Source organism: Promicromonospora sp. NPDC052451, from assembly GCF_044547525.1.
In the GTDB taxonomy this organism is placed as follows: Bacteria; Actinomycetota; Actinomycetes; order Actinomycetales; family Cellulomonadaceae; genus Promicromonospora.
The window spans coordinates 1-14,972 of the sequence record NZ_JBIUAP010000017.1 but is presented as its reverse complement, the minus strand read 5'-3'; the positions used below and the strand labels follow the sequence as shown (position 1 = coordinate 14,972).

The window sequence follows — 14,972 nt, the reverse complement described above, 5'->3', positions numbered from 1 at the left end:
AGACACAGGCCCGCGCGCTCGCCGGGCCGGTGCGGTCCGCGGACGCGAGGGTGCATCGACAATACCCGGCCTGTGGCCCGAGCACCTCCAATGTGACGCTCAGCGGACGGTCGGCCCCTCCACGGGCACCGGTCCGGGCGCCCCCGGGTGGGAGATCTCCAGGTTGAGGGTGCTGCGCGACGTCGGGATCACGACGAGCTGGGCCTCACCACCGCTGGTGTCGATGGCACGGACGTGCAGGTGCCCGTCCTTGAGACGGACGGCGAACTGGTCGGCCCCGGCGACGAGGCGTACCTCGCTGTCGTCGGTGATCACCGTGGGGCTCGTGGGCAGGGTCTTCGGCATGGGTACAGCATGCCTCACCGCAGCTCCAGCACGACCCCGCTCGCCGCCTCCCGGCCGCCGGGCCCGTGCTCACGCATGATCGCGACGATCTCGTCGAACAGGGTCGGCCCCTCGCCACGACGCGCGGCGGCGAGCCGGGCCTCGACCGCCGCCCGGTTCGACGGGTCGACGGACGGCAGGAGCCGTTCCAGGCGGCGGGCCGTGGCGGCGTGGCCGAGCGCCGCCCGGGAGGCCTCCGAGCCGAGCCACCTCAGGACCCAGCCGCCCGCGGGGGTCCCGTACCCGCCGCGGAGCACGTCGTTGAGGGCGTCGAGGTTCCCGCTCCAGGTGTACCCGGTCAGCAGCCGGGAGAACTCGCGGGCGAAGCCGTCGAGGTCGCTGAACCGCGTCCCGTCGACGACGAGCACGGGCAGGTCGTGCGTCATGGTTCGAGGTTATCCGTCCCGGTCGGCCGGGCCCGTGCGCCGCGACCGGTCGGGACGCGGCGCACGGGGGCGGGTCACATGCGGTAGAAGTCGCCGTAGTGGTTGGGCGAGAAGTAGACCACGCCGGTGGTGCGGTCCAGGACGAGCCGGTAGGACTGCCGCGCGGCGCCGCAGGCGCGCGGCGTGACGTCGAACTCGAGGTAGGAGTGGCCGGCGGGGAGCTCACCCTCGTAGTTGTTGTACGTGCCGCCGGCAAAGTTGCACTGGCCGTCCGGCCAGCTCACCCAGCCGCGCGTGCTCGGGTATCCCTTGGAGCTCCAGATCGCCCGCGAGTCGTACGCCTCGGCGCAGCCGCTGTGGGTGCAGGAGCTGTAGACGGTCGCCTCCGCCGCGGGCGCGACGGAGACGGTGGCGGCGGCGAAGCCGACCATCGTGGACAGGACGACGAGCAGACTCACCAGGCTGGACGCGATGCTCTTCTTCTCGGACACGCTGACCTCCCTCTCGGTTGGGACTACCGGGGGAGAGTCTGGTGCGCCCCGCCGACGCGGACCCGACGACGCACCGTCCTGCGGGTGAATTTAACCTGTCTGAATTGTCGGGTGGTGGCGCGGCCGGAACGGGACGCCGGATCAGCCCGCCGGGTAGACGATCCGTGTCTGCCAGCGCTCCGGGTCCGCCTCGGTGTCGGGGCCGACGACGTACTCCTCCCACACCACCGTCGGCACGACCATGCCGTTCTCCTGGAACCATGCCGCGAGCTCGCCGTGCGTGCCCGGCAGGCCGTCGTAGGACCCGTGGTGCACCACCTCCACGGTCGCCCCGCCGGGCAGCATCGCGGCAACCACCTCGTCGGACGGCGCAGCCCCCGCCGGCACGGGGAACCCGGCGGTGACGTCCCACGACTCGTCGCTCATCCCCGTGTAGAGGGCCACCGGCGGCCCCGCCGGCTCCATCCCGCGGGCCGCCAGGGCCTCGCTCGCCGTGCGCATCGCGCGGGCGAAGAAGTCGCTGAGCGCGTCCATGCGCACCGTCTCGCGCAGGCCCACGATCTCCTGCGCCGCCCGTTCGCCTCGAACGATCTCCATGTCGTCCGCCTCCCGTCGGTACCGGGCCCGGACGTCCCGGTACCTCCAGGATCCGCCCGCAGTGGCGCCCCGCGCACCTCGACGCGGCAGGGCGCCGGACGGGCTCAGCGCCGGGCCGCGGCCATCCACTCCCAGAGGCGCACGCCGTCGTGCCGCGGGTCGTTGCGCGCGACGTAGATCCACGACCAGTGCCCGGGATAGGAGTTCCCGTCCCACGTCACGGTGTCGTACAGGCTCATGATCGAGCCGGCGATGCGCTCGTGGGCGTGGACCGTGTTGTCCTCGGGGTCCAGGGTGGTGTCGTCGGCCGAGGCCACGAGCCACGTCGGCGTCGTCATCGCCGTGAGCTCGCCGTCGGAGATGAAGTAGGTGCCGGAGCCGTCGCGCGGACCGATGCCGCAGCAGACCGGCACCGAGCTGGCGAACCTGTCCGGGTGCTCGGCGACCATCTTCAGCGACATGTACCCGCCGTTGGAGCAACCCGCGACGTGGATCCGGCGTCGGTCGATCCGGTGCGCCGCCACGACCTCCTCGATCGCCTCCAGGACGAGGGGCGCGAAACCGTCGCCGTCGAGCATCCAGGCCGACGTCGACTGCGGCGCGAGCACATACGCACCGCCGAACAGGCGCTGGGCCTCCGGCGTGGCGAAGCCGAGGGCACCCCGGTTGGCCCGCAGCGGCGTCTCGTTGTCGTAGTAGTCGTACCCGTCCGTCAGCAGCCCGCCCTCGCCGCCGCCGTGCAGCCAGACCACCAGCGCCGCGCCGTGCCGGCCACCCCCGCCGGGCGGGGAGAACAACCGGTAGTTGAGCCCCGACGCCGTCACGTGCCGGGAGAACGCGTCCACCTCCGGGTCGGACAGGCGACCCTGCCGGAACGGGCCGAGCACGACAGAGCCGCCGCCGTGGCTCCGCAACGGCTCGGCCTGCGTCACCGCGTGGTCGAGGTCCAGGACCACGTTGCGTCCGAACGCGCCCAGGTACTGCAGGGTGTCGCCACCGCTCACACCCCAGCCGTGCGCCAGCTCCAGCAGGATCTCGCCGCGCCTCGTCCAGCCCGCCGCCGTGACCACCCGGTCCTGCTCGTAGGCGACCAGGCCGGTCAGCGGGTTGGTGGCCGTCACGTGCACCGTGAACGTCGACGTCGTCAGCGACGCCCGCTCCACGCGGCCCAGCACGCGCGAGGACACCCGCAGCGCGGTCACCTGCTCACCGCTGTCGAGCACCTCGGCGACCGGCGTCACCACCGCGTCGTCCGGGTCGCGGCCGGCGGCGCTCGCGGCCGGCACGCCCAGCAGGGTCGAGGCGCCCACGGCGGCGCCGGAGACGAGCAGGGAGCGGCGGGAGATCGAGGTGCTCATGGCGGAACTCCTTCGTTCGGGGCCAGGGTCGGCGGGCTCCGGCGCGCACCGACCACCCGGAGGCTAGTGAGGGGCGTCGGCGCACGTCAACGGACGGTCGTGGCACCGGAGACGACGTACGTCCCGGGCGGCGCGTTCCCGCCCGGCACCGCCGCGCTGTTCGCCGCCGCGGGCGCCCTGCTGCTGGGCGGCGTGGCCGGCTACGTCGTCGGACGGCGCGGCCGGGCTCACCCGCCGTTGCCGCCGAAGCCGAGCTCGTTGCCCTCCGGGTCGCGGTAGATCACCTTGCGCACGTCGCCGTAGGTCTCGTGGTCGCTCGGCTCGATGCCGCGCGCGGAGATCGCCGCGACACGGGCGTCGAGGTCTTGCACGAACAGCGTGTGCGTCGCGTTTCCGGCGCGTTCGGGCCGCTGCTCGAGCACGATCCAGCGGTGCGGCGCCACCTCCCACACCGACTCCGTCGGGGTGGCGTCGAACGACGGCTTCGCGCCGAGCACCGCCTCCCACCACGGGTAGGCGGCCGCGTAGTCGGCCACGCAGCTCGTCGCGAACAGCTCGGCACCGTCGGAGAGAAAGTCGTCCATGCCAGGGTCGACGACGCCGCCGGGCGGAAATGATCGGTCGGGCGGCGATCACCTCGTGCTGGGGGTGTCGTGCCGCCGTGACGGGGGCATGATCGCAGGGTGGCCACCCCGCAGCAGCCCACCCCGCCCCTGTCCGCCGCACCGCCTGCGCCGGACCCGTCGCTGCGGGACGCCGAGGAGGTGGCCCGCGGTCTCGGCGTCGACCCCGCCGTCGGGCTGAGCGACGCCGAGGCCGCGCGCCGGCTGGCGGCCCACGGCCCCAACGAGTTGCGGTCCCGACCGCCCGTCCCGGTGTGGCGCAAGGTGCTGGACCAGTTCCGGGACCCGCTCGTGACGCTGCTGCTGGTGGCCGTGGGCATCTCCCTGGCGGTCTGGTGGGTCGAGGGGGCGCACGGCGTCCCGGTGGACGCCGTCGTCATCGCCGCGATCGTCGTGCTCAACGCGGTGCTGGGCCTGGTCCAGGAGAGCCGGGCGGAGAGCGCGGTCGCGGCCCTGCGGTCCATGACCGAGGCCATGTCGACCGTGCTGCGCGACGGCCGGCGCCGCACGGTGCGGTCCGCCGAGCTGGTGCCCGGCGACGTGCTCGTGCTGGCCGAGGGGGACGCCGTCGGCGCGGACGCGCGGCTGATGAGCGCGACGGCGCTGCGCGTGCAGGAGTCGTCGCTGACGGGGGAGAGCGAGGCGGTGCTCAAGGACACGGCGGTGCTGGCGCAGCCCGCGCCCCTGGGCGACCGGTTCGACATGGTCTACAAGGGCACCGCCGTGGCCCAGGGCGTCGGCCGCGCCGTCGTGGTGGCCACCGGCATGGACACGCAGATGGGTGCCATCGCGCGCCTGCTCGACTCCACCCAGGAGGAGGACACCCCGCTGCAGCGCGAGATCGCGCACGTCAGCAAGGTGCTCGGCCTCACCGTCATCGGCATCGCCGTGGTCGTGATGGTCCTGGCGGCGCTCGTCAACGACGTACGCACGCCCGCCGACCTCGTCACGGTCCTGCTCCTCGGCGTCTCGCTCGCCGTGGCCGCCGTGCCCGAGGGGCTGCCCGCCATCCTCTCGGTGGTCCTGGCGGTCGGGGTCCAGGCCATGGCCCGCCGCAACGCCGTGGTCAAGAAGCTGCACTCCGCGGAGACGCTCGGCTCGGCATCCGTGGTCGCGTCGGACAAGACCGGCACCCTGACCAAGAACGAGATGACGATCCAGCGCGTCGTCACCGCCTCCGGCGAGGCCACGCTCACCGGCGTGGGGTACCGGCCCGACGGCGAGGTCCGGGCCGGCTCCGGGCCCCTGACCGACGAGCGGCTCACCCGCGAGGTCCTGATGGTGCTGGGCGGTGGCTCCCTGGCCAACGACACCCAGCTCGTCGAGCACGACGGGGAGTGGACCGTCCAGGGCGACCCGACCGAGGCCGCGTTCCTCGTCGCGGCGCACAAGCTCGCCGGCACCACGGACCGCGTCGCCGGGTTCGAGCGGCGCGGCGAGGTGCCGTTCACGTCCGAGCGCAAGCTCATGTCCGCGCTCGTGGACCCGCCCGGCGACGGTGCCTGGGCGCTCGTCACCAAGGGTGCCCCCGACGTGCTCCTGCCGCGCTGCACCGGCCTCCAGGTCGGCGAGGAGACGGTCCCGCTCGACGACGAGCGGCGGGCGGCGGCGCTCGCCGACGTCGAGCGTCTGTCCGGCCAGGCGTACCGCACGCTGGGGGTGGCGTACCGCCGGGTGGAGGAGGGCACCGGTCCGGACGGCCTGGAGGAGCACGAGTCCGACCTGGTCTACCTGGGCGTGGTCGGCATCATCGACCCGCCGCGCCCGGAGGTCGCGGCGGCGGTGGCCGAGGCCCACCGCGCCGGCGTCCGCGTCATGATGATCACGGGCGACCACCCCGTCACGGCCGGCCGGATCGCGAGCGACCTCGGCATCGTGGAGCCCGGTGCCCGCGCCGTCACGGGGACCGAGCTGGACCACCTGGACGCGGAGGGCCTGCGCGAGACCACCCGCACCGTCTCCGTGTACGCCCGCGTGGCCCCGCAGAACAAGCTGCAGATCGTGGACGCGCTCCAGGCCGACGGGCACGTCGTGGCCATGACCGGCGACGGTGTGAACGACGCCCCCGCCCTCAAGACCGCCGACATCGGCGTGGCCATGGGCGTCACGGGCACGGAGGTGACCAAGGAGTCGGCCACGATGATCCTCGGCGACGACAACTTCGCCACCATCGTCGCCGCCGTGCGCCAGGGCCGGATCATCTTCGACAACATCAAGAAGTTCCTGCGCTACCTGCTCTCCTCGAACATGGGCGAGGTCTGCACGGTGCTGCTCGGCGTGCTGCTCGCCGGCGTCGTCGGGCTGGACGGGGCCGCGGGCGGCGAGACCGTCGTCGTCCCCCTGCTGGCCACGCAGATCCTCTGGATCAACCTCGTCACCGACTCCGGCCCCGCGCTCGCCATGGGCGTGGACCCCGAGACCGACGACGTGATGGCCCGGCCCCCGCGCAGCCCGCACGAGCGCATCATCGACGCCCGCATGTGGACCGGCGTGCTCGGCATCGGGCTCGTCATGGGTGTCGCCACCCTGCTGACCATCGACATCTTCCTGCCCGGCGGCCTCGTCGAGGGCACCGACGACCTCACCGTGGCGCGCACCGCAGGGTTCACCACGCTCGTGCTGGCCCAGCTCTTCAACGTGCTCAACTCCCGTTCCGAGACCACCAGCGCGTTCCACCGGATGTTCCGGGGACCCTGGCTCTGGGGTGCCGTCGGGCTCGGCGTCGTGCTCCAGGTCGCCGTCGTGCACGTGCCCGTCCTGCAGGTGGCGTTCGGCACCGCAGCGCTCGACGCCGCCCAGTGGGCCGTGGCGCTCGGCGCGGCCTCCTCCGTGCTCTGGTTCGACGAGCTGCGCAAGCTGCTCTGGCGGGCGCGGCACCCGCAGGGGTGAGAGATCTGGAGTTACCGTACGGAGGCCTGCCCGGCAGACGTCGACGTCGATCCGAACGGAGTCCCTGTGCCCCTCGGCAAGTTCAGCTCTCACCGGCGCGCCCGCGTGGCGCTCGCCGTGACCGGCGTCGCGGCGGCCGCCCTGGCCGGGTGCGCCACCGCGCCCGACGCCGGCCTGGCCGCGGGGGCCGCGCTGTCCCCGGAAGCGGTGACCAGCGCGCTGGAGGAGGGCGGCGACCTGCTGGTCTGGGCGTGGGAGCCCACGCTGGACGAGGTCGTCGAGGGCTTCGAGGCCGAGTACCCGAACGTGGACGTCGAGCTGGCGAACGTCGGCACGGGCAACGACCACTACGTGGTGCTGCAGAACGCGATCAGCGCCGGCTCGGGCGTGCCCGACGTCGCGCAGGTCGAGTACTACGCCCTGCCGCAGTTCTCGATCTCCGGGTCGCTCGCGGACCTGACGCCCTTCGGTGCGGGCGACCTGGACGGCGCGTACTCGCCCGGGACCTGGGGTGCGGTGACGGACGGCGACGCCGTGTACGGCCTGCCGATGGACTCCGGCCCCATGGCCCTGTTCTACAACGCGAAGACCTTCGAGGAGGCCGGCGTCGAGGTGCCGGCCACGTGGGACGAGTTCGTCGAGGCGGCCCGGAAGATCCACGCGTACGACGCCGGCACCCACATCATCGCGGACGACGGCAACGCCGGGTTCGCCACGTCGATGATCTGGCAGGCCGGCGGCAGGCCGTTCACCGTGGACGGCACGACGGTGACCGTGAACCTCGCCGACGAGGGCTCGGCGAAGTTCGCCGAGATGTGGCAGCGGCTCCTGGACGAGGACCTGGTGGCGAACGTGCCCGAGTGGTCCGACGAGTGGTTCCAGCGGCTCGGCGACGGGACCATCGCGGCGCTGGTGACCGGTGCGTGGATGCCGGCGAACCTGGAGTCGGGGGCCGCCCCGGCGTCGGGCGACTGGCGGGTGGCCCCGATGCCGCAGTGGACCGAGGGCGCGAACGAGACGGCGGAGAACGGCGGTTCGGCGCTGTCGGTGACCGAGGCCAGCGACAAGAAGGCCCTGGCCTACGGCTTCCTGCAGTACGCGAACGCCGGCGACGGTGTGCAGGTCCGGCTGGACCACGGCAACTTCCCGGCCACGACGGCCGACCTCACCAGCCCCGAGTTCCTCGCCAAGGAACCCGCGTACTTCGGCGGGCAGCGCATCAACGAGGTGCTCTCGGCGTCGGCCACCGGCGTGGTGGAGGGCTGGCAGTACCTGCCGTACCAGGTCTACGCCAACAGCGTCTTCCCCGACACCGTCGGCCAGGCGTACACCGGGTCGGCGTCGCTGGCGGACGGACTCGTGGCCTGGGAGGAGTCGATGGTGACGTACGGCAGGAACCAGGGCTTCACGGTGCGGGAGTGACGGCGAGCAGGCGGTCGTCCTCGGGTCCCGGACTGCCTCGGCCGTCGGTGTTGCTGGTGAGGAACCACACGTCGCCGTCGGGGGAGAGGGTGACGTCGCGGAGCCGGCCGTACTCGCCGGCGTAGTGCTCGGTGGCGGTCGTGGGGTCGGCGACCGGCACGGACCGCAGCACCTCGCCGCGGAGGTTGGCCACGAGGATCGCGCCGTCGACGACGGCGATGCCGCTGGGGCTGGCCTCGGCCGGGCTCCACTGCTGGACCGGGTCGGCGAACCGGTCGTCGTCCGCGATGCCCTCGACCACGGGCCAGCCGTAGTTGGCGCCCGGGGTGATCACGTTCAGCTCGTCCCAGGTGTCCTGGCCGAACTCGGCGGCGAACATCGTGCCGTCGTCGGCCCAGGCGATGCCCTGCGGGTTGCGGTGCCCGTAGCTGTACACGGGAGACCCGGGGAACGGGTTGTCGCCGGGCACCTCGCCGTCGGGCGTCAGGCGCAGGATCTTCCCGGCGAGCACCGTGCGGTCCTGGGCGTCGTCGGGGTTCCCGGCGTCGCCCACGGTGGCGTACAGCATGCCGTCCGGGCCGAACGCGATGCGGCCGCCGTCGTGGTTGGCCGCGGCCGGGAGACCGTCGATCAGGGTCTCGGCGTCGCCGAGGTGCAGGGCCCCGGGCTCACCCGTCACGTCGAACCGCTGCACGCGGTTGCCGTCCGGGCCGGTCGAGTAGGCGTACAGGCGGTCCTGGTCGTCGACGGCCAGGCCGAGCAGCCCGCTCTCGCCGACGGCGCGGACGTCCTCGACCGTGCCGATCGCGCGGGTGGTGCCGTCGTCGAGCAGCTCCAGGATCTCCCCGGTGCCGCGCTGGCTGATGAGCGGGGTGCCGTCGCGGAAGGCGATCGACCACGGGACGTCCAGCCCGGTCGCGAGCGCCCGGGGTGCGGGGCCGGACACGGTGGTCGACGGTGTGGTCGCCGAGGTGGGTGCGGTGGGCCCGGCGGTCCCGCACCCGGCGACGAGGGTGGCGACGACCAGAGCGGGGACCACGGCAGGGACCAGCGCAGGGACCAGCGCAGGGACCAGCCTGGAGAGCGAGCGCATGACGCTAATATGACAGGATCTCGGGCAGGCCGGGGGGACGGAGGACGCGTGACGAGCGGACGCGACGACCACGCCAGGCGCGTGCGTGCGTTGCGCGGTGGTCTGGCGGCCTCGTCGGCGACCTTCGTCGCGCTGGCGTCCCACCTCGCCGCCGGTGGTGCGATGCCGGGCCCCCTGGGTGTGCTGGTCCCGCTGGCGCTCTCGCTGCCGATCTGCATCGCCTGGGCCGGGCGCCGCCTGTCGCTCGTGGGCCTGTCCGCCTCCGTCGTCGCGAGCCAGCTCTTCTTCCACGTCCTGTTCCTGCTCGGCACACCCGCCTCGGACGGACCCGCACCGACCCCAGGGCACCACCACGGGGCGGTCGTCCCGCCGATGCCGGCCGCGGGCGCCGCGGCGGACCACGCGGCGGGCATGGCGCACGCCGACGTCACGATGTGGGTCTGGCACGCCCTGGCGGCGGCGGTCACTGTCGTCGTCCTGTACCGCGGCGAGCTGCTCCTGCTCCGGCTGCGCCAGCTCGCCGTCCGCGCCGCGGCCTGGCTCCTGGGCGGGCGCGCCGTCGTGGAGGGCGCACGCCTCGTCGTGCGCCCCGCGCTCCCGGCCGTGGTCGCGGCCACCTTCCGGCCCCTGCACCCGGGGCCCCAGCTCTCACCCCTGCTCCGCAGGGGACCTCCCGCACCGCACGCGATCTGATCCCAGTTCCCTGTGCGTGCCGACGTCGCCCGGCGACGTCGGAGGAGAGGTCTTTGCCATGCCCCGAACCCGTCCCCTCGTGGCCGGGCTGACGGGGGCTGTCGTCGCGCTGCTCGCGACGGCCGCCCCGGCGTCCGCCCACGACAAGCTGGTCTCCAGCGATCCGGCGTCCGACCAGGTCCTGGACCGGGCACCCGACACGGTGTCGCTGACGTTCTCGGCCGACGTGCTGGACATGGGAGCCGTCGTCGTCGTGTCCGACGGCGACGGCACCGACTGGGTGTCGGCGGCCCCCACGATCGACGGCCCCACGGTCACGGCGGTGCTCGACGAGGGCATGCCGGAGGCCGGCTACGAGATCCGGTGGCGGGTCGTGTCCTCGGACGGGCACCCCATCTCGGGCGTCGTGCCGTTCTCGGTGGGCGACGGCGAGCCGCTGGCCGGCTCGTCGCCCGCGGCCGACCCGTCGGCCGGCCCGGGGAGCGACGCACAGGGCAGTACGCAGGATCAGGTCGCGCAGGACGACGAGGGGCCCTGGCGGGTCGTCCTCGTCGGCGCGGGCGGTGCCGCCGTCGCGGTGGCGCTGCTCGCACTCGTCCAGTTTCTCCGCCGCCGCGGTCACGCGGCCGGTGCCGACGACTCCGGGGACGAACCTGGCGCGTCGGGAACAGCGTGAGAGGTACTCCTGTGCACAACCTTCTGATCAACCGGCCGACCATCCGCCGGAGCACGACCAGCGCCCGGGTGGGTGCGCTCCTCGTGGCGGCGACGCTCGCCCTCGCGGGCTGCGGAACCGCTGCCGACGCCGCGCCCGAGGACGTCGCGGCGCCCGCCGGGCAGAGCGTGACCCTCGCCGACGGCTGGGTCAAGGCCGCCGGTTCCGGCATGTCCGCGGCCTTCGGGCAGCTCAGCAACAACGGCTCCCAGGACGTCACGGTGGTCTCGGCGACCACCGAGGCGTCGTCCGCCCTGGAGCTCCACGAGACCGTGGAGGGCGAGGCCGGGGAGATGGTCATGCGCGAGGTCGAGGGCGGCTTCGTGATCCCCGCGGGCGGCACGCTCGACCTGGCGCCGGGCGGGAGCCACATCATGCTGATGGACCTCGCGGGGCCGCTGCGGGCCGGCGACGAGGTGGCGTTCACGCTGGCCTTCTCCGACGACTCCACCTACGAGTTCACGGCACCCGTCAAGGACTACTCGGGTGCGAACGAGAACTACGTGGGCGGGGACGACGGCGGCACGGACGGCAGCATGGACGGCAGCATGGACGGCAGCATGGACGGCAGCATGGACGGCAGCATGGACATGGACGGCTGATGCCGCGGCCCGGAACGGGCGCGCGCACCGGCCGGACCGGGTCGACCCGGCGGCAGTTCCTCCTCGGAGGAGCTGTCGCCGGCGTCGGCGCGGCCACGGCCATCGGTGCGGACCTCGCCCTGAACAGCACGACCGAGGGGCCCGCCGAGGCGGCCGGCCTGAACGGCGACCGGACCGTCCCCTTCCACGGGACGCACCAGGCGGGCATCGGCACCGACGCCCAGGCGCACGGCCTCTTCGTCGCCCTCGACCTCCTGGACGACACCGGCCGTGACGACCTGACGCGCCTGATGCGGATCCTCTCCGACGACGCCGCCCGGCTGACCCGGGGCGAACCCGCCCTGGCCGACTCCGAGCCGGAGCTGGCCGTGGCCCCTGCACGGCTGACGGTGACGTTCGGGTTCGGGCCACGGTTCGTGGCTCGCGCCCGAGGACGCTCCCCGGAGTGGCTGCGGGCGCTGCCGCCGTTCGCCGTCGACCGGCTGCTGCCGGAGTTCAGCGACGGCGACCTGCTGCTCCAGATCGCCGCGGACGACGCGCTCACCGTGGCGCACGCGGCCCGCATGCTGCTCAAGGACGCCCGGAGCTTCGCGTCGGTGCGCTGGAGCCAGCAGGGGTTCCGGCGCGCCTACGGCAGCGTCCGGCCCGGCACCACGATGCGGAACCTGTTCGGCCAGGTCGACGGGACGTCCAACCCGGTTCCGGGGACGGCGGACTTCGACCAGGTCGTGTGGAGCACCGACGGGTGGCTGTCGGGCGGGACGAGCATGGTCGTCCGCCGGATCGGGATGGACCTCGACACGTGGGACCGGCTCGACCGGGGCGGCCGCGAGCAGTCCGTGGGGCGGTACCTGTCCAACGGCGCGCCGCTGACGGGTACCGACGAGCTCGACGAACCCGACCTCGAGGCGACCACCGCCATCGGGTTCCCGGTCATCGCGGAGTTCTCCCACCTGCGGCGGGCACGGAGCGAGGACTCGGCCGAGCGGATCTTCCGGCGCGCCTACAACTATGACGAGCGCCCGGCGGGTGGCTCGTTCTCCCGGTCCGGGCTGATCTTCGTGTCCTTCCAGGCGGACGTCGACCGGCAGTTCACGCCGATCCAGCGGCGCCTGGACCAGCTCGACCTGCTCAACGAGTGGACCGTCCCGATCGGTTCGGCGGTCTTCGCCGTGCCGCCGGGGTGTGCCGAGGGGGGCTTCGTCGGTGACACTCTCCTCACGTGAGTCCGTGGGCGAGGGGTGGGGGAGCGGATGACGGCGGAGCCGGTGGCGCAGTGGGCGATGACCGCGGTGTTCGGCGGGCTCGGCGTCCGCTCCCTGTGGTGGCTGGCCGCCGCCCGGCTGCCGCTCGCCGTCGCGGAGCACCTGCTCCACCTGGGCATGAGCCTCGTCATGGTGGCCATGATGTGGCCGTGGTGGGTCGCGCTCCCGGTGCTCCCGCAGGTCGCCTTCTTCGCGCTGGGGGCGGGGTTCTTCGCGGCGCTCGCCGCGTGGCGCGCCCTCGAACCCGGCCGCGGGGCCGACGCGGGGGCGCTGGCGGTGCACGCCGTGATGATGCTGGCGATGGTGTGGGCCGTGGCGGTGATGGGCCGTGGGCCCGCGGCGCACCACGCGGCGCACGGTCCGCACCCCACCGTCACGGACGGGGCCGCGGCCTGGGGCGCTGCCCTGGTCGTTGCCCTCGTGGTCGGCACCGTCGTGCTCCTGGTCCATGGTGCCGGACGGGAGCGCGGCGGTGCCGACCACCTTGCGGGTGCCCTGATGAGCGGCGGGACGGTGGTGATGTGCGTGCTCATGCTCACCGGGTGACGGGTTCCGGCCGTGGGTTTCCGGCGCCGGTCAGGCGGGCTGGAGGGCCGCGGCGTCCAGGGCGCCGCTGCGGGCCTGCTCCACGAGGTCGGCGAGCTGGTCGTGGCTCATCTGGATGCGCTGGCCGAAGTCGTCGGTGATCACGATCTGCTTCAGGGGGTCGGCCGTCGGGTCGACGAAGAGCTCCGGGCAGCCGCAGTCGCACTTGCCGCAGAAGGTCGCCACGTGGACGAGCTCGGGGTTGTCGCTCATTGCCATCTCCTTTGCGTGGAACGGGAACGGGCTGGACGGGGCAGGTGCCCCGTCTCCTTCGAGGGTCCGGCATCGCTCTATGTAACGTCAAGATCTGCCATGACTCCGACCACACTGAGTGCTGATTGCCCGTTTTCTGGGTCACGTGACCCAGACTGCTAGGGTCGGCTCATGGTGGAGCGGATCGTGCGGCGTCTGACGCCGAAGGGCGAGGCGACCCGCACTCGGATCCTGGATGCCGCGACGGGCCTGATCGCGGCGCACGGTGTCGCCGGCACGAGCACCGATCAGGTGCGCCATGCCGCCGGCGTCAGCGGGTCGCAGCTCTACCACTACTTCGCCACCAAGCAGGCGCTGATCGGGGCGGTCATCGCACGCCAGGCCGCCGTCGGACCTGGTGCACCAGGTGTGCTCGACAGCATGGAGGCGCTCGAGGCCTGGGCCGACGCCGCGGTGGCCCGGCAGGGAGTGGTCGGCGGTCGCTGCGATCTCAGCACGCTGGCGGCCGAGCTGTGTGCCGGGGACGCGGCGTCGCGCGCCGAGATCCGCGCGGGGTACGAGCGCTGGCGGGTGGCCCTGCTCGATGCGCTGCGGGCCATGCGCGACCGTGGCACGCTCCGGCCCGACGCCGACCTGGACGACCTGGCCCTCGCGCTCCTCGCGGCGCTGCAGGGCGGCTCCCTGCTGGCGCAGGTTCTCGGCACCGCCGAGCCGATGCGGGCGGCGATGGGCGCTGCGCTGGACCGGGTCCGTTCCTGTGTCGTGGAGCCGGAGGGCTGAGGGGCTGCGGGTGCGGGTGGTGGCTTGCTCGGGTGGGTGGGGTGCTGCCCTGTCGTTGCGCTCTTGGTGTGGCGCCGAGGGGTGGTGAGTGGTCGTTCGTGGCTTGTCCACAGGCGGGCATCTTCGTCGAGCGCATCGAACAGGTGTGCCATAGGATGATGGTATGACGCGATCGGGTGGGGTGCGGGGACTGGCGGGCGGGCAGCCTGTCGGGTCGGTGCTGCCCAACGTGCTGCCCGAGGGTGGGCTGCCTGATGGTGTGCTGCCCGGTGGTGGTGCAGGGGGACCCGGAGAGCGCGTGCTTGGTGGCGTCGGCACTGTGGCTGATGTTCGGGCTGTGCGGGAGGCGCTGGCGGGGTTGATTCTGCCGGGTGCCTCTGACATGCCCGTGTCGGGCTTGGTCTCGCGGGAGGTCCAGGGCGAGTGGGTGGATGTGTTGGGTGAGTTGGAGGCGGTGAAGGCTGCGGTGACCGCGACGCAGGCCCGCCTGGTGGTCGCCCTGGACGAGGCGACGCGGGCTGAGGAGTCGAGGCAGTCGGTTCGGGTGGAGCGTCAGGGTCGTGGTGTGCCGTGCCATGTGGGTGCGGCGTTGCGGGTCAGTCCGCAGGCCGGGGCCGGGTTCGTGTCCACGTCCCGGGTGTGGGTGACGCAGATGCCCCACACGTTCGCGGCGTTGCGGGCTGGGGTGCTCTCGCAGTGGCGGGCCACCCTGTTGGTGCGGGAGACGTCGCACCTGTCGGTGGAGCACCGTGTCCTGATCGACGAGCAGGTCTGCGGCCCCGCGCGCCTGGAGGAGCTGGCGCGGATGGGGACGCGGCGGTTGGTGGCGCGGGTCAAGGAGCTCGCCGCGAGCCTGGATGTGCACGCGTGTGTGAA

General features: G+C 73.3%; 16 protein-coding genes and 1 pseudogene. 9 read left to right on the top strand and 8 right to left on the bottom strand.

From position 1 onward, the window contains the following. Positions 1 to 99: 99 nt before the first annotated feature. The 6 genes from ACIG47_RS23490 to ACIG47_RS23465 all read right to left on the bottom strand — a co-directional run bounded on the left by ACIG47_RS23490 (position 100) and on the right by ACIG47_RS23465 (position 3,800). The gene (locus tag ACIG47_RS23490; protein WP_397415381.1) at positions 100 to 345 is read right to left on the bottom strand and encodes a hypothetical protein; all 246 of its coding nucleotides are present in this window, start codon (positions 343 to 345) and stop codon (positions 100 to 102) included. 14 nt (positions 346 to 359) lie between these two features. Further along, a complete protein-coding gene (locus ACIG47_RS23485; RefSeq protein WP_397433483.1) occupies positions 360 to 770 on the bottom strand; it encodes a barstar family protein in 411 nt (136 codons plus the stop codon). A 74-nt stretch (positions 771 to 844) separates the two neighbouring features. After that, positions 845 to 1,261 carry a ribonuclease domain-containing protein gene (locus ACIG47_RS23480; RefSeq protein ID WP_397415386.1) on the bottom strand — a complete coding sequence of 139 codons (417 nt, stop codon included), beginning with the start codon at positions 1,259 to 1,261 and terminating at the stop codon, positions 845 to 847. A gap of 141 nt (positions 1,262 to 1,402) precedes the next feature. Beyond that, complete coding sequence (locus ACIG47_RS23475) at positions 1,403 to 1,858, bottom strand: GyrI-like domain-containing protein (protein WP_397433482.1); 456 nt, start codon at positions 1,856 to 1,858, stop codon at positions 1,403 to 1,405. A 104-nt stretch (positions 1,859 to 1,962) separates the two neighbouring features. After that, complete coding sequence (locus ACIG47_RS23470; RefSeq protein WP_397433481.1) at positions 1,963 to 3,216, bottom strand: prolyl oligopeptidase family serine peptidase; 1,254 nt, start codon at positions 3,214 to 3,216, stop codon at positions 1,963 to 1,965. Positions 3,217 to 3,443: 227 nt separating this feature from the next. After that, positions 3,444 to 3,800, bottom strand: a complete 357-nt coding sequence (locus ACIG47_RS23465) for a VOC family protein (protein ID WP_397433480.1) — start codon at positions 3,798 to 3,800, stop codon at positions 3,444 to 3,446. Between the two features lie 99 nt (positions 3,801 to 3,899). On the opposite strand from ACIG47_RS23465, the gene ACIG47_RS23460 reads away from it, so the two are divergent. Further along, positions 3,900 to 6,728 (top strand): cation-translocating P-type ATPase, encoded by a 2,829-nt coding sequence (locus ACIG47_RS23460; RefSeq protein WP_397433479.1) that lies wholly within the window; start codon positions 3,900 to 3,902, stop codon positions 6,726 to 6,728. Between the two features lie 66 nt (positions 6,729 to 6,794). Beyond that, positions 6,795 to 8,150, top strand: coding sequence for an ABC transporter substrate-binding protein (locus ACIG47_RS23455; protein WP_397433477.1), 1,356 nt, complete (start codon positions 6,795 to 6,797; stop codon positions 8,148 to 8,150). On the opposite strand, the gene ACIG47_RS23450 is transcribed toward ACIG47_RS23455, so the two are convergent. Further along, positions 8,134 to 9,243: a PQQ-dependent sugar dehydrogenase gene (locus ACIG47_RS23450; protein ID WP_397433476.1), complete on the bottom strand. Its 1,110-nt coding sequence runs from the start codon at positions 9,241 to 9,243 to the stop codon at positions 8,134 to 8,136. The two genes, ACIG47_RS23455 and ACIG47_RS23450, sit on opposite strands and share 17 nt — an antisense overlap. A gap of 48 nt (positions 9,244 to 9,291) precedes the next feature. Between ACIG47_RS23450 and ACIG47_RS23445 the strand changes: the two genes are divergently transcribed. The 5 genes from ACIG47_RS23445 to ACIG47_RS23425 are packed head-to-tail and all read left to right on the top strand — an operon-like array spanning position 9,292 to position 13,064. Further along, on the top strand, positions 9,292 to 9,936 hold the full coding sequence (locus tag ACIG47_RS23445) for a hypothetical protein (RefSeq protein ID WP_397433475.1): 645 nt from the start codon (positions 9,292 to 9,294) through the stop codon (positions 9,934 to 9,936). 58 nt (positions 9,937 to 9,994) lie between these two features. Further along, positions 9,995 to 10,612, top strand: coding sequence for a copper resistance protein CopC (locus ACIG47_RS23440; RefSeq protein WP_397433474.1), 618 nt, complete (start codon positions 9,995 to 9,997; stop codon positions 10,610 to 10,612). Between the two features lie 11 nt (positions 10,613 to 10,623). Further along, positions 10,624 to 11,253: a copper chaperone PCu(A)C gene (locus tag ACIG47_RS23435; protein WP_397433473.1), complete on the top strand. Its 630-nt coding sequence runs from the start codon at positions 10,624 to 10,626 to the stop codon at positions 11,251 to 11,253. Then, entirely contained in the window at positions 11,253 to 12,479 is a 1,227-nt protein-coding gene (locus ACIG47_RS23430; protein ID WP_397433472.1) for a Dyp-type peroxidase, read from the top strand. Before ACIG47_RS23435 ends, ACIG47_RS23430 begins: the two co-directional genes overlap by 1 nt. A gap of 27 nt (positions 12,480 to 12,506) precedes the next feature. Beyond that, positions 12,507 to 13,064 carry a DUF5134 domain-containing protein gene (locus ACIG47_RS23425; protein ID WP_397433471.1) on the top strand — a complete coding sequence of 186 codons (558 nt, stop codon included), beginning with the start codon at positions 12,507 to 12,509 and terminating at the stop codon, positions 13,062 to 13,064. A 30-nt stretch (positions 13,065 to 13,094) separates the two neighbouring features. Here the strand turns inward: ACIG47_RS23425 and ACIG47_RS23420 are convergent, their stop codons facing one another. Then, the gene (locus tag ACIG47_RS23420) at positions 13,095 to 13,316 is read right to left on the bottom strand and encodes a hypothetical protein (protein ID WP_397415419.1); all 222 of its coding nucleotides are present in this window, start codon (positions 13,314 to 13,316) and stop codon (positions 13,095 to 13,097) included. Positions 13,317 to 13,487: 171 nt separating this feature from the next. Here ACIG47_RS23420 and ACIG47_RS23415 point away from each other — a divergent pair, with 171 nt between their 5' ends. Next, a complete protein-coding gene (locus tag ACIG47_RS23415; RefSeq protein WP_397433470.1) occupies positions 13,488 to 14,096 on the top strand; it encodes a TetR/AcrR family transcriptional regulator in 609 nt (202 codons plus the stop codon). A gap of 382 nt (positions 14,097 to 14,478) precedes the next feature. Beyond that, positions 14,479 to 14,972: pseudogene (locus ACIG47_RS23410) on the top strand (hypothetical protein); the annotation flags it as partial.